Annotated in this window: 13 protein-coding genes; 10 read left to right on the forward strand and 3 right to left on the reverse strand. The window is 46.4% G+C overall.

Annotation, left to right across the window (positions count from 1 at the left end; genetic code table 11):
• The first annotated feature begins 56 nt into the window (after positions 1-56).
• A complete protein-coding gene (locus KAI36_RS02580) occupies positions 57-1,211 on the forward strand; it encodes a hypothetical protein (protein ID WP_220026845.1) in 1,155 nt (384 codons plus the stop codon).
• Between the two features lie 23 nt (positions 1,212-1,234).
• On the opposite strand, the gene KAI36_RS02585 is transcribed toward KAI36_RS02580, so the two are convergent.
• On the reverse strand, positions 1,235-1,924 hold the full coding sequence (locus KAI36_RS02585; protein WP_220026846.1) for an ArsR/SmtB family transcription factor: 690 nt from the start codon (positions 1,922-1,924) through the stop codon (positions 1,235-1,237).
• Between the two features lie 98 nt (positions 1,925-2,022).
• On the opposite strand from KAI36_RS02585, the gene KAI36_RS02590 reads away from it, so the two are divergent.
• The 9 genes from KAI36_RS02590 (at position 2,023) to KAI36_RS02625 (ending at position 11,965) form a co-directional block, all read left to right on the forward strand.
• Entirely contained in the window at positions 2,023-2,661 is a 639-nt protein-coding gene (locus KAI36_RS02590; RefSeq protein ID WP_220026847.1) for a flavin reductase family protein, read from the forward strand.
• A gap of 152 nt (positions 2,662-2,813) precedes the next feature.
• Complete coding sequence (locus KAI36_RS02595; protein WP_013308539.1) at positions 2,814-4,106, forward strand: homocysteine synthase; 1,293 nt, start codon at positions 2,814-2,816, stop codon at positions 4,104-4,106.
• A 192-nt stretch (positions 4,107-4,298) separates the two neighbouring features.
• On the forward strand, positions 4,299-5,951 hold the full coding sequence (locus tag KAI36_RS02600; protein WP_220026848.1) for a CoA-disulfide reductase: 1,653 nt from the start codon (positions 4,299-4,301) through the stop codon (positions 5,949-5,951).
• Between the two features lie 137 nt (positions 5,952-6,088).
• A complete protein-coding gene (locus KAI36_RS02605) occupies positions 6,089-6,418 on the forward strand; it encodes a hypothetical protein (RefSeq protein WP_220026849.1) in 330 nt (109 codons plus the stop codon).
• A 339-nt stretch (positions 6,419-6,757) separates the two neighbouring features.
• Positions 6,758-6,880 carry a hypothetical protein gene (locus KAI36_RS27075; RefSeq protein ID WP_023986778.1) on the forward strand — a complete coding sequence of 41 codons (123 nt, stop codon included), beginning with the start codon at positions 6,758-6,760 and terminating at the stop codon, positions 6,878-6,880.
• A gap of 100 nt (positions 6,881-6,980) precedes the next feature.
• Positions 6,981-7,289, forward strand: a complete 309-nt coding sequence (locus tag KAI36_RS02610) for a hypothetical protein (RefSeq protein ID WP_023986779.1) — start codon at positions 6,981-6,983, stop codon at positions 7,287-7,289.
• A 786-nt stretch (positions 7,290-8,075) separates the two neighbouring features.
• Positions 8,076-9,578, forward strand: a complete 1,503-nt coding sequence (locus tag KAI36_RS02615) for an HD-GYP domain-containing protein (RefSeq protein WP_220026850.1) — start codon at positions 8,076-8,078, stop codon at positions 9,576-9,578.
• Positions 9,579-9,753: 175 nt separating this feature from the next.
• Positions 9,754-11,199: an ATP-binding protein gene (locus KAI36_RS02620; protein WP_220026851.1), complete on the forward strand. Its 1,446-nt coding sequence runs from the start codon at positions 9,754-9,756 to the stop codon at positions 11,197-11,199.
• Between the two features lie 46 nt (positions 11,200-11,245).
• Entirely contained in the window at positions 11,246-11,965 is a 720-nt protein-coding gene (locus KAI36_RS02625; protein ID WP_220026852.1) for an NAD(P)H-binding protein, read from the forward strand.
• 75 nt (positions 11,966-12,040) lie between these two features.
• Here the strand turns inward: KAI36_RS02625 and KAI36_RS02630 are convergent, their stop codons facing one another.
• Both KAI36_RS02630 and KAI36_RS02635 read right to left on the reverse strand, forming a co-directional pair.
• The gene (locus KAI36_RS02630) at positions 12,041-13,315 is read right to left on the reverse strand and encodes a DUF4179 domain-containing protein (RefSeq protein ID WP_220026853.1); all 1,275 of its coding nucleotides are present in this window, start codon (positions 13,313-13,315) and stop codon (positions 12,041-12,043) included.
• Positions 13,312-13,839, reverse strand: a complete 528-nt coding sequence (locus tag KAI36_RS02635) for a sigma-70 family RNA polymerase sigma factor (RefSeq protein WP_220026854.1) — start codon at positions 13,837-13,839, stop codon at positions 13,312-13,314. The genes KAI36_RS02630 and KAI36_RS02635 overlap by 4 nt, the downstream gene beginning before the upstream one ends.
• Between the last annotated feature and the right edge of the window lie 187 nt (positions 13,840-14,026).

Genomic DNA, 14,026 nt, shown 5'->3' on the forward strand with positions numbered 1-14,026 from the left:
AATGAACAGTTCATCTAGCCCACACCTTTTTCATTGTTCTGGGGAAACGCACAGTCATGATGTGCGAATTAGTCATATGTATATACATCATTGACTATGAAAAGGGGATGTATGTGGCTGTGGCTACCTTTTATCAAGCCTTCAAGTTGAAGAGTCGGATTTGGCGAACGATGCTAAAGCGGAACGGAGTAACAGGGATTGGAGTAGGCTATGCTGATCCTAACAGACCCGCAAAGGGCGCGGCGGTTGTGCTATATACCTTGAAAAATCTTAACGCTGTGACGCAATCCAAATTGCAAGCAGTAACCCATAATATAAGTCGGGCTTCTGCGGTACCTATCCGAATTTTAGGTGTGGGTTCCTTCAAAAGGGAAGCGGCGGCTCCTACCCAAACGAACCCTCGCCAAAGATGGCGCCCTGTGCCCGGTGCGGTCAGTGTAGGAACGACGGTTCCCACCACTGCAGGAGGAACCGGAGGACTCATTGTTATTAAGAATAATACTTTGTTTATTTTGAGTAATGCCCATGTTCTAGTCCCGACGAATACAAACCAATTTCACAATACCATTCAGCCTTCTCCGGCAGATGGGGGCAGAACGGCCGATCAGATCGGGAGAGCTTTTCAATTTGTCCCGCTTACGACGACAGGTGTTAACTTTCAGGACTCCGCCATCGCTATTGCCAATTCAAACAGTCTGCTTAACCCAAGGTATCTGATTAACCAAAGCGGTGGCCTCATTACCGTACCTGGACACTTATTGAGCTACCGTCTGGGAATGACGTTTAAAAGAATGGCAAAAAACAACGGCTTCGCCAGAGGAGTCGTGGAGGCGATTGGTGTGGAACAAAGGGTGAGAGGCGATTCGGGAATCAAGATTTTCCGTGATCAAACGGTCATTCGTTTTACCCAGGGACGAACTGGGCCTGGAGATTCAGGTTCCGTATGGCTGAATGACAGTAAAGATCGGTTGAACAATTATGCGGCCGCGGTCCATTTTGCTGGATCTACCGACGGAACGCGTTCCGTATCTTTCCCGATTGAACGTGCGATGAGAACGTACGGAACCTTGGTCGCCATCCCGGCTGGAGCTGGAAGATATAAAGCAGGTGTGGCAAAAGGAAAGGCTCCAAAAAACAATTATGCCTATATCCGTCCGATGACGAGAAAACAACTGGCCTTGTCTCCAATCATAAAATCCGACGCGGATTAAGAGAAGATTAAAACTATGATGATCTAGTCAACCTCTATCGAAAATATCTCTTTAAAACCTCTTTTACCATCGGCTGTAATACGTATCGCGCGGGTTGTGGGCAGACGCTCGATCCAATTTAATTCGAATAATCTGTCCAGAAGTGCATTTCCTAAAGCACCTGCAAGATGATGGCGTCGTTCACTCCAATCCAGGCATTTATGTGAGAAGGAGCGGCGCTTTTGTCTTGTTTGTGTAAGATCAATCTGAAAGTCAGTGAAGAAAGTCTCTCCTGGTTCCGTGATATGAAGCCCGTCCTGATCCTCGGAAAGTATCCCCTTTTGAATGAAAAAACTCATGAGCTGCACGCCTAATTGACCCGCAACATGATCGTAGCAAGTTCTTGCCAACCGTAGGGCCTCGTTTTCGGAGGCATGTTTGAATGACTTGATTGGAACAGGGGGAGCTATGGATAAAAGTGACTCCATCACCTGGGCAACTTCGGGGCCTTGAATGCCAAAGTAACGGTGCCGCCCCTGTTTTTCCACAGTAACGACTTGTGCATCGGTCATTTTAGCCAGATGGAAGCTGGCCGTTTGCGGTTTGATGCCTGCCATATGGGCCAATTCACTTGCCGTGTGGAACCTGCCGTCTAATAAAGCGGTGAGTATAGCTGCACGGGAAGGCTCGCTAACAAGAGAAGCAATCATGGCTACATTTGACTTGGTGCTCATGGCACGGTTATCCCCCTTTGTAATCCATACTTCGATGAAGGTTGAAATATTTATATTTTACAATAGGGAGGTAGATCTGAATAGAAGGAGAAGAGATAATGAATCACATAAATCAGATGGATGAGATGAATCATAGCCCAGACGTTAAAACGATTAACCCTAGCATTTTATATTATGGAACCCCTGTGATTTTACTCAATACGCTGAATGAGGATGGAACGACCAATATTAGCCCCATTTCCTCTTCGTGGGCATTAGGAGATTGTGTGGTACTAGGCATTGGAATAGGTGGCAAAGCATTTGAAAATATGAAGCACCATCCCGAATGTGTAATCAACGTCCCGGGACCTTCGATGTGGGAAAATGTAGAACGTTTAGCTCCTTATACAGGCAAGAATCCTGTTCCAGCGGAAAAGAAGGAACATGGATTTATGTACCATAAAGATAAGTATGAGATCAGCGGACTAACTTCGAATGAGTCGAATAGGGTCAAGCCCGCCCGAATCAGGGAGTGCCCTATTCAAATTGAAGCTAAGGTGAAGGATGTGAGAATCCCTAACCATTCTCCTTATTTTGCGATCGTCGAAACTCAAGCCATACAGGTGCATGTTCATCAGGATATCATCCTCGGTGAGAACCATATTGATCCGACAAAGTGGAGCCCACTCATCTATAATTTCCGTCATTATTTTGGCCTGGGTGAGCATTTGGGCAAAACCTTCCGATCTGAAACCTGATATTTTAATAAAATTATAATATCCTACCTGAATAATGAGAATTATCTTCCCAAATCGTTCTTTTTGTGCGAGAATGATTGAAAAATCATCCATGAGTACGCATACAGGAAGAGACGATTCATACAGCACGTATAACAAGGGAGGAAATAACCATGTCAGAAGAACGCAAGCTGTCATTCGAAACTCTCGCTGTCCATGCCGGACAACAAATTGATCCTACTACCTTTGCCCGCGCCGTTCCATTGTATCAAACCACTTCATATGGATTTCGGGATGCGGAGCATGCGGCTGATTTGTTCTCGCTGAAAGAATTCGGCAACATTTATACGCGTCTGATGAATCCGACCACGGATGTATTCGAGCAACGGATCGCCGCGTTGGAAGGCGGGGCTGGCGCGTTGGCAACCGCTTCGGGAGCGGCGGCGATTTCCTTCTCCATCCTGAACATTGCGGGAGCTGGGGATGAGATTGTGTCGGCCTCCAGTCTGTATGGCGGTACATATAATCTATTTTCTACGACACTGCCGAAATTGGGCATTAAAGTACATTTTGTCGATTCGGATGATCCAGAGAACTTCCGTAATGCCATTACGGATAAGACGAAGGCATTATTTGCCGAAACGATTGGTAACCCACAGGGCAATGTGCTGGATGTGGAAGCTGTAGCGGCGATTGCGCACGAATATGGTATTCCGCTGATTGTGGATAACACGTTCCCAAGTCCTTACTTGTTGCGTCCTATTGAATACGGAGCGGACATTGTCGTGCATTCTGCAACGAAGTTTATTGGCGGACACGGTACGTCTATTGGTGGGGTGATCGTGGACAGCGGCAAGTTTGACTGGAAAGCGAGTGGTCGTTTCCCAGGACTGACTGAGCCGGACCCGAGCTACCACGGAGTTGTTTATACCGAGGCGGTGGGACCTATCGCATATATTATCAAGGCACGGGTACAATTGCTGCGGGACTTGGGAGCGGCCATTTCTCCGTTCAATTCATGGCTGCTGCTTCAGGGCTTGGAGACACTTCATCTGCGGTTGGAAAGACATAGTCAAAATGCCTTGAAGGTAGCGCAATATCTCGAAGGCCACAAGGATGTGGAGTGGGTCAGCTACACCGGGTTGCCGAGCCATCCGTCCTATGAATTAGCTCAAAAGTATTTGCCGAAAGGACAAGGAGCAATCCTGACCTTTGGTATTAAAGGTGGAAGCCAGGCGGGAAGCAAGCTAATTGCGAATGTAAAGCTATTTTCTCATTTGGCGAATGTAGGTGATTCCAAGTCTTTGATTATTCACCCGGCAAGCACAACGCACCAGCAGTTGAATGTGGAAGAACAGGTTGCTGCCGGAGTCAAACCAGAGCTGTTACGCCTATCTGTCGGGACAGAAGCGATAGACGATATATTGTACGATCTGGAGCAGGCGATCGCGGCCAGCCAGCAGTAGTAGCAGTAGACCCTTCTTAGACTAGGTGTGACAGAGTATTCGTGTAGCATTCGCAAGTGATTTTTCGACCCAGATCAGTATTCGTTCAATGTTTATCAGGCGGGGGGCAACCTCCGTCTTTTTTTGCGTATTGACAACATACCCCCATAGGTATATATTATACCCCGTAGGGTATATGAGGAGGGGAAGAAATTGGGTAGGAAAATAGTTATTATTGGCGGGGTAGCAGGTGGAGCTTCTGCTGCTGCGAGATTGCGTAGATGGAATGAGGAAGACGAGATTATTCTGTTTGAACGCGGAGAGCATGTTTCTTTTGCAAACTGTGGCCTTCCCTACTATATTGGCGGGGCAATCCATGCGCGGGAGAAGCTGTTTCTCCAGACACCTCAAGGGATAAGAGACCGTTTTAATATAGATGTACGGGTACTGAAAGAAGTGATACAAATAGACCGCGAGCAGAAGCTCGTCCATTTCCGCGATATGATTACAGGGGAAACAGATGAGCAGCCGTACGATATTGTGGTATTGTCGCCGGGAGCCAAACCGATGATACCGGACATTCATGGATTACATGAAGCTATGAATTTATTTACATTAAGAAACATTCATGACACGGACGTTATTAAGGCATATGTAGATGAAAGGCATCCAAAGCATGTCACGGTGATCGGGGCCGGATTTATTGGGCTGGAGATGGCCGAGAATTTGCGGGAGCGTGGACTTGCAGTAACCATTATTGATATGGGACAACAATTATTGAATCCGCTGGACCCTGAAATGGCCAAATGGGTAGAACAGCATATGAGGCTGAACGGGGTGGAGGTGCATTTAGAGGAAGGAGTCACAGCTTTTGAAGAGCAGGGTACACAACTTCGTTTGACTTCCGGGGGTGTGCTTCAGACGGACATGGTTATTCTGGCGATCGGTGTTGTTCCTGAAAATGAGTTGGCCAAGCAAAGCGGATTGGAACTTGGTTTTCGCGGCGCTATTCAGGTGAACGCCCAACTGCAAACCAGCGATCCGGCCATTTATGCGGTGGGGGATGCCATTCAGGTCAAAGACCGCAATCATGGGTTTGCAACGATGGTATCGCTAGCCTGGGGAGCCAATCGTCAGGGGCGTTTGGCAGCGGATCATATTAACGGTCAGGCAATATCTTATGATGGGGCGCTCGGAACATCCGTAATTAAGACCTTTGCATTGACTTCAGCTTCTACAGGTAATAATGAAAGAACACTACAGCGGCTGGGCGTTCCTTATCAGGCTGTTCATATTCATCCTGGTTCGCATGCTGGCTATTATCCTGGCGCATCACCCATCGCTATGAAGCTGCTCTTTAATCCCGAGAACGGAATGATCTATGGGGCGCAGGCTGTTGGAGCTGATGGAGCAGACAAAAGGATTGATGTCATTGCAACGGCTATTCGTGGTCATTTGAACGTCCGTGAACTGGCTGATATTGAACTTGCTTACGCACCTCCCTATTCTTCAGCAAAAGACCCTGTGAATATGGCGGGTTACGTGGCTTCGGATATCATGGATGGACTGGTCCAAACGATACAGTGGCATGAAGTTGATGATTTTCACCGTAATGGTGGTCTTATTATTGATGTTAGGGATGCGGTGGAGCTACAGGCAGGGGCCATTCCAGGTTCGATTCATATTCCTCTGGCCGAGATTAGAGAGCGGATGGCAGAAATCCCTAGTGATCTGGAGATCGCGGTATCCTGCCAAGTCGGTCTGCGAGGCTATATTGCGGCCCGAATTTTGACTCAATACGGTTATCGGGTGAAGAACGTTGATGGTGGCTATAAGACGTATTCGGTTATGGCTGAACATGAGTGAACATTTCCTTCCGTGTCTTTGATGTAGGATTGCTACTGCACATTATTTACGTTACTCGCAGGGTTTACCCCTTTTCTGATCAAATTATGGCTTGGTTCACTGTGTGACGTCTGTTACAATAGAAGAGGCATATACGAATGGATAGAAAAGAGGTTGAACAGTTGGGCACTTCAGTGATTTGGGAAGCAGTTATATATTGGGTGATCTTGGTGATTTCCGCTCTGTGCGTGATCGCAGTATCGGGTACTCGGAAGACAGCAAGCACGATTATTCTGGCCCCCGTTGTGTTGTTCTGTACCATATTTATGATGCAAGGCTCAGTGTTTACTGCCATGCAGCATCCGACGATGGGGTCTAATGTGGGTTTGGGTATGGCATTTCTGACAACATGGGTAGTCAGCGGAATATTGTTTGCTGTAGCGCTTGTAATTGCTTTTATTAAATATAACAAGAAGAACAAGGCGTAATTTAGCCTTAACCTCAGATGAATAAAGGCTTTCGGTGATGTACCGAAAGCCCTTTTTGTATTCCTTTTTAACCATGCAGGATGTCTCCGCTTATCTGCGTCTTCTCATAAGCAACACAACGATCAGCACGACGATGATCACGATCAATAGGAATTTCATATTCGATAACCTCCTTGGTCTGTCTCATATTTGGTATTAACCACTTTTAGTTAGTATGCACCGATGGATCTCAAGCAAGTATCTATTGTCGATTTTTTGGGGAAATTTAGAATGTGGGACTAAAAAGAGGTTTACAGGCTTAGCTGGAAAGTGTATACATAAAGTAAGGAGGCGATTGCCATGAGTGATCGTGCATTTCATTTGTTCTATATTATTTTCTTAACGGTTCTGGCACTTGGAAGTGTTGGTGGAATCGCTTGGTGGCTGCGCTCTGTCGGTCGTCAGGAGAAGGAAAAAAACTAAATTCAACATGGGCATACAAGCCCGAATGCATCTTCCAGTAGGAGGGTGCATTTTTATATGTTATAATGGGAACATATGTTCTTTGCAGGGGGTGAAGACGATGTTGCCAGATTTGGAACGAAAGCTGTTACGTATTTTGTATAATTATTTCGCCCAGCATCGCCACATGCCCACAATGGCGGAATTGACCGTAAAAACGGGCAAGCGAGATGCCGAAATTACAGTCGCCTTGCGACATATGGAACAGGAGCGCTACATCACTTGGGAAAACAATTCGGGTACCCAGCATGTTGTTTTACTGGAAGGGTGGGAGCGTCCCTCGACCCAAAGGCGCACCCAAGCGGAAACAAGGCGTTCCACTACGCAAACGATGCCGCCAGATGGTACAGAATATTGGACGAATTATTAGAAGGTATATAAAACTGGAAAATTAATGAGTTTTTAAGGTGCATATCATTTAGTTTTAAGAAAGCGAGACTATAATGACCCTATTAACCCCTTTTTGATCAAGCTATAGGCCCTGCCGATGTATCGGCAGGGCCACTTTTTTGTTCATAGATACGGTTTCCGTATATGAAAAATCCCCCGGGGATCATCCGGAGGATGGTGCAGTTTGCATATACTGCACGGCCTGCTCAAACTTCATCGTTTGATGGCATAATATATATTCAACCCCTGCTACCTTGCATTATATGGTCAGCATGTTCATAAGGGGCAGTGTGATTCCACTGTTCATTTTCCAAACGACAAAAGCCCTACCTCTCTTTCGTCCTTGCGGCTCCGATGACCGCGCCAGTGTGAATGTGAAAATCTTCGGCAAAAGCTCAAAATTCTACATTAGGGTTATACATAAAATTTGGAGAAGCTCCATACGGTGATTAGGAGTAATAGCTTGTTGCGTGGAATCCTATGGGGTTAATACATACTTTAATAGTATAGCAAGAATGATTCTAAAACACAAGGCATTTTTGGTTTCTTTGATTATAGACTGGAAAAAATGTTGGCTAAAAAGCCCTTCCCTCGCAAGTTTCTTAATTAAGAATAAGATGATTCCCCATCTATAAATTGCAGATTAAAAGCCGTCCTCGTATTTGTGTAAAATGCTCAAGCAAGAAGGTAAACTTTTGATGGTTGGACTCCGATATTGAATACACAAGATATTTTAGAGTGTACGGATGAAAAGAGGGGTAGCAATTTGCCGACCTATAAGCGCTTTATTCAGCATGTTATCCTGAACTATATTATAGGTTCGTTTATCGCTGTATTGTTGGTAGGTATGATTTTTGTATTTTCCACGTTAAATGTAGCCCACTATGAAATTCTGGGTCTTGTTAAAATTATTGCATTTTCCAGCGTCATTATGATTGCTTGTGAAACCATAGTGTTTCGAATACATTTGAGACCGGTTCATCGTTTTTTTTACGGTAATCAGGAAACACTCAAGGATGTAGAAGCGGTGTATATCCGGGTTCATCATCTGCCTAATTTGTCAGTTTTACGTATTGTTGGACCGCATTTGTTGGGTTTCTCTATCCCGGCAGCCGTCATTGCCTTATGGATGATACATACTGGACAACTTACCTTTCCCTTGTATTATGTAGGAATCGCCTGTATAGGAGCTTGTCTGGTTGCTTCGATGCACGCACTGGTTGAATTTTTCCTGACAATGAGAGCAATCAAGCCGTTGCTGGAGGAAATTCGTGATCGAACCTATCAGCAATATGGATTGAACCTGTCCCTGCGAGGACGAGTCCTACTATCGCTTCGGCATAAATTTCAGTTAAGCGCGACGCTCATTGGTGCTTTTCCTCTGTTTTTATTTTGTCTAGCTACACAGATTCGCCTGGAACGTTTGGAGGCGACGGATTCGAGTTCCTATTGGGCATGGGCGGGTACGATTTTAATTTTTGGTGTAGCCTTTGCTTATCTGGGAGGAAGGTTGTTGACTCGTGAGATCGAACAGCCGATCCACCACCTGCTGGAAAAAATGAATGCAGTGAGGGAAGGCCGCCTGAACAGTAATGCCAGCGACTTGTACTCCGACGAATTTGCCGAGTTGGTTGAAGGCTTTAACATGATGATTGAGGGCCTGAAGGAACGGGAAGAAAAGAACGGTCAGCTATTGGACAGTTACTTCGCCACCTTGGCGGCAGCGCTGGATGCGCGAGATGCCTATACCGCAGGACATTCTTTGCGTGTAGCTGAATACTCCGTACTCATTGGGCGCAAGGGAGGTTTGAATGAGACAGACCTCGACTTGCTGCGCAAAACAGCTTTGCTGCATGATATCGGTAAAATCGGTGTGGCTGACGCTGTGCTGCTCAAGGACGGCAAGCTGACGGACGAGGAGTTTGATCAGATTAAAATGCACCCGGTTATGGGAGAGAGCATTCTCCGGCAAGTTGAACCGGCTTATGCTATGGCCCCTTATTTGCCTGGCGTGCGCTCGCACCATGAGCGTTATGATGGCAAGGGATACCCTGACCAGCTCGCTGGAGAAGATATCCCCTTATTTGGGCGAATCATTGCTGTAGCGGATGCTTATGATGCGATGACGTCTGATCGTCCCTATCGGAAAGGTATGAAGGAAGAGAAGGCGGTTATGATATTGGAAGAGGGAAAGGGAACCCAATGGGACCCTTATTTTGCCGAATTATTTGTCAAGGAGTGGCGCCGGAACAAAGGCATCACAAGCTGACTCTGTAGATATCAGTACACTAGGGCGAGCCATTGAGGTTCGCTTTTTTATATACGGATGTAAGCATCTTTTGACATGTCGAAAGATGGGGCTTCATGTTATGATGTACAAGAAAGGCAAACGCGGTTAACATAGGCCTGGCATCCAATTTTTTGCGCTATGGGAGTGTGAGTCCATGCAATTTTCAATGATGTTTTTAATGAATTTAGGGATGCTGATTGCCGTTGCCTATGTGGCGAACGTGATTTATAAATATGGTTTGAGTCGTACCTCTTCGCGGTTCAAATATGTCAGCTCGGTGCTGCTAGTGATATTTGGCGGATGGGTCAGCTCTTGTTTTGGTTTTAACTTTAGTGAAACGGTTATTTTTGATCTGCGTTTTGTACCGCTGATTATCGCGGCATTGGTGTATCCCCGCTCCTATACGCTTATTATTATTGGGGTCGCAATCGGACTTACGAGATTTACCTTCGGTTTGCATATGGCCGCGTGGGTCGGCTTCTTGAATATGAGCATTCTGGGCGTCCTGTGCGCCGGATTGAACTACTGGATGCGCCGTTCCACCTGGCGTTTGATTATTAAGGCATCGGTGACCATTTTAGCGGTTAATATCGTAAATACGTTAAATATTGCCTGTCTGGGTGTCATTCCCTGGCGCTATTATGTAGCGGAGGTTGTTCCTCTTACACTGCCAATCGGCATCGTCCTCAGTTTTTTATTTGCTCTGATTTTACGGGACTTTCAGATGGAACAACAGCGGAATCATCAGATTAAGCAGGCGAATGAGTTGTTATCAGAGCAGCGAGATGAGTTGCAGAAGGCAAAGGTCATTCTAGAGGAACGTGCCAAGCAACTGATGATGGCTTCCCAATATAAATCGGATTTTATGGCAACGATGTCGCATGAGTTACGTACACCTCTTAACAGCATCATTAACCTGGCGCAGATTATCAACGAGCAGGGAAAAGAACTGGATGAGGACGAGTTATACCAATACAGCGATCTTATCTATGCCTCGGGGCATGATTTGCTCCAAATGATTAACGACATTTTGGACTTGTCCAAGGTCGAGGCTGGTCACATGGAAATCGTAAGTGAGTCGGTTAATGTGCGTGAGATTGCGCAGGTGATGATGATGCATTTTGAAGTCACTGCGAAGGATAAAAACCTGGAATTCAGCTTAAAGGAGCATGAGCCTATACCGAATGAAATTCGGTCCGATTCCAAACGTGTACAGCAAATTTTGCGTAATCTGTTGTCCAATGCTTTTAAGTTCACTCATGAAGGACGTGTACTGCTAGAAATGAGTACACAGCATCTGGATCAAAAGGGACAAGAGGGAGATTGGGTTGTATTTGCTGTAAAAGATACGGGCATCGGTATTTCCAAGCTTCAGCAACACGTTATTTTTGAGGCATTCCAGCAGGCGAACGGTTCCATTAATCGTAAATATGGAGGAACCGGGTTGGGATTGTCCATCAGCCGTGATTTTTCCCGCTTGTTGGGCGGGTTTATCCGTTTGGAAAGTGAGGAGGGTAAGGGAAGTACGTTTTCCTTGTACCTACCCATGTGTCCGTCTGTAAGCAAGGAGGCGGACGAACAACCCTTTAAATTAACCTAATCGCTATTGTAGGAGCAGGAGCGTTAAGGCACAAAGGAGGTCTATCATGGAACGTAAAGCGGTCGTTGTGGGTGCAACAGGGCTTGTCGGGGGTTATGTTGTACGAGAGCTGCTGGTGCAAAAGGAATACAACCGCGTCATGGTTATGGGCAGACGTTCGTTGGACATCAAGCATCCCAAGCTGGAACAGGCGCTCATCGATTGGGAACAGCCACAGAAAGCGGTGTTCGCCTTCGAAGGGGTGGATGATGTTTTTTGCTGCCTTGGGACAACGATGAAAAAAGCTGGCTCCAAGGAGCAGTTTCGTCAGGTGGATCTGGACTATCCGGTGCTGGCTGCCCAGTTGGGCAAAGAGGCTGGTGCTGTACAGATGCTAGCTATCTCAGCGATGGGGGCCGATCCAGATTCACGCGTGTTTTATAACCGCACCAAGGGTGAGGCTGAAGAGGCGCTTGCCGCTATCGGGCTGCCTGCGCTGCATTTGTTCCGTCCGTCGCTGATTTTGGGCGCGAGACCTGAACGACGTTTGGGCGAAGCCGCTGCAGCTGTTGCCATGAAAGCGCTGGACGGTCTAATGACGGGCAAGCTGGCTTCCTACCGCGCTATCCCAGCCTCGGTCATCGCACGAGCCATGGTACGAATTGCTCTTGCGCAGGCGAGCGGAGTACATATTTATCCGAACGACATCATTCGGGTCATCGGTGCAGAGCTAACATCCGATGATGAGGAACCTGTTACAGGAACGGCTCCTGATGAGAACGTGTAAAACCACGGCAGGATTAAAATGACAATAACGCCGCTGTTGCCCAATGATTCGGACAACAGCGGCGTTATTTGTGTTTTATTGGCGGTTTGTATGTTGCGACACATCTATCGTAATCTCTAATTCATCAATATAATGTCGTGTCCAGTTGCCATTAGCATCGAGTAGGGCACTGCCTCCTGGTTGTGTCGGCAATATATAAGGCTTGAAGATGATCTTCTGGGGAGTGTCCACAAAAGGAGTAAACAGGGTGATCATTTTGCTGTCACGTTCTTTGGTAAGGGGAACTCCAGAGCCGCTCAGGAGCTGGAGTTCTCTTCCCTGCTCGTCGAATATAGCATACTCAACCATATCCAATTCCTTTTTGGTGTACTGGATCGTGTGGCCGTTTTTGATGTACTTGTATTCTCGTTCCACGGTGTAATCATCCGGCATATGTGCAATATCGGTCAGCATTTTGAACGACGTTGTGATCTTGGTCGTGATGGGTGTAATTTCTACCTTTTCTGCCGTAAATGCAAGATACGGATTAGACTTGCTCATTTGCAGCTGAAGTATCTTGTTATTTATTTTAGTTTTGTGAACCGTGGTTTGTATGCGAAACGGCTCGGCTACACCTTTTAACTTTGCATATACCTCTAGCTCAAACTGATCTGGTAAGGCGGGTTTACCACTGGCAGGGTCACGCATATACGCAATCAGCATAGAATTACTGTCTTTACCTGGGCGGCCATACATGAAATTAAAGGCGCCATTATTGCTATTGACCGATGTCCCATTGATGAACAGGTCCACTTTCTCCAGAATGTCCTCCTCGGGCTGTCCTTGTGCATGGATGGTCGGATATAGGGTTTGATGTTGTGAATCTCCACCGCTCTTTTCCAACGCCACGACCAAGCGTGTCCCGTCAAATATGATTTGTGGTACCTTTAATGTAATACCGCTGTGGGTAACACTGAGATTCGAGGAAGTTGCCAACCCTTTCTGATCAGCGGTTTGCAGCCCGAGATCCCCAGCAAGCTTGAACACGCTGTCTACAAGGGGAACCTGTTTCAATGATTCTGCCATTGTAGGCGAAACAAAGGCGCTACCAATGATCATAATGCCAATGACAGCCGCAGAAGCAGCGGCAATTGCGGTTCCCCGAAGAAATCTTTTGACCGGTCGATGTAAGGAAGAGGAAGGAGACTTGGATAACGGCTCCACATCCGATTCCATTTGTGTGTAAAATGCATCTAAGCGTTGTCTTACCAAATCAGGAATTATTATCGTGTCTGCTTCCAAGTTTTCTTTTTCCGATTGTAATTTCTGATCCAGCTCTTGATTCTGTTTCTCAAACTCTGAAGGGCTCATTGAAAGGTCACCTTCCTTTCTCCGCGATTTTGTAGCAGGTCCATTAATATTCTGCGAGCACGGTGCAATCGTGTTTTGACGGCTCCCTCTGATACTTCCAGTACCTCTGATATTTCTCTGATCGGCATATCCCGCAAATAGTGCAGGGAAATTACGGTTCGCATGGATTCCTCCAAGTGGTCGATGGCCTCGCGCAGCTCGATTTTTTCATATCCGCCCGAGGTGGAGGGTTCCTTTATAAATTCCGCCACGGGTACGATCCGTTTTTGCTTGCGGATAATGAGATGGCACTCATTAATGAGGATGCGTAGCAACCATGTTTTAAAATAGCGAGGTTCACGCAGCTCACCCAGAGACTGGTATGCCTTGAGCATCGCCTCTTGCATCGCGTCCGCGCAATCTTCATTGCTGCGAAGAATGGAACGCGCCATGCCATACATATCGGATTCCATATATTTCATCAAGGCAACGAATGCCCTGCGGTCCCCCTGCCTTGCTTGGTGTAAGTTTGTTTCGAGATTCAAAGGATGGTGCTCCTTTCCCGTCTATACTGGCTATGATCATTGTACCTGTATCTGGATTTGTAGAATTTATTTTGTAGCAGGTTACAGGAGTTAGATGATACATAGGTGCTAAAGGTTACAGCGGAAATAAAAAAATATAGCACCGTCGCCAAGGGATGTATTAAAAGAAACCCAGTGCGTTATTCCG

Source organism: Paenibacillus sp. S02 (assembly GCF_019454065.1).
In the GTDB taxonomy this organism is placed as follows: domain Bacteria; phylum Bacillota; class Bacilli; order Paenibacillales; family Paenibacillaceae; genus Paenibacillus; species Paenibacillus polymyxa_B.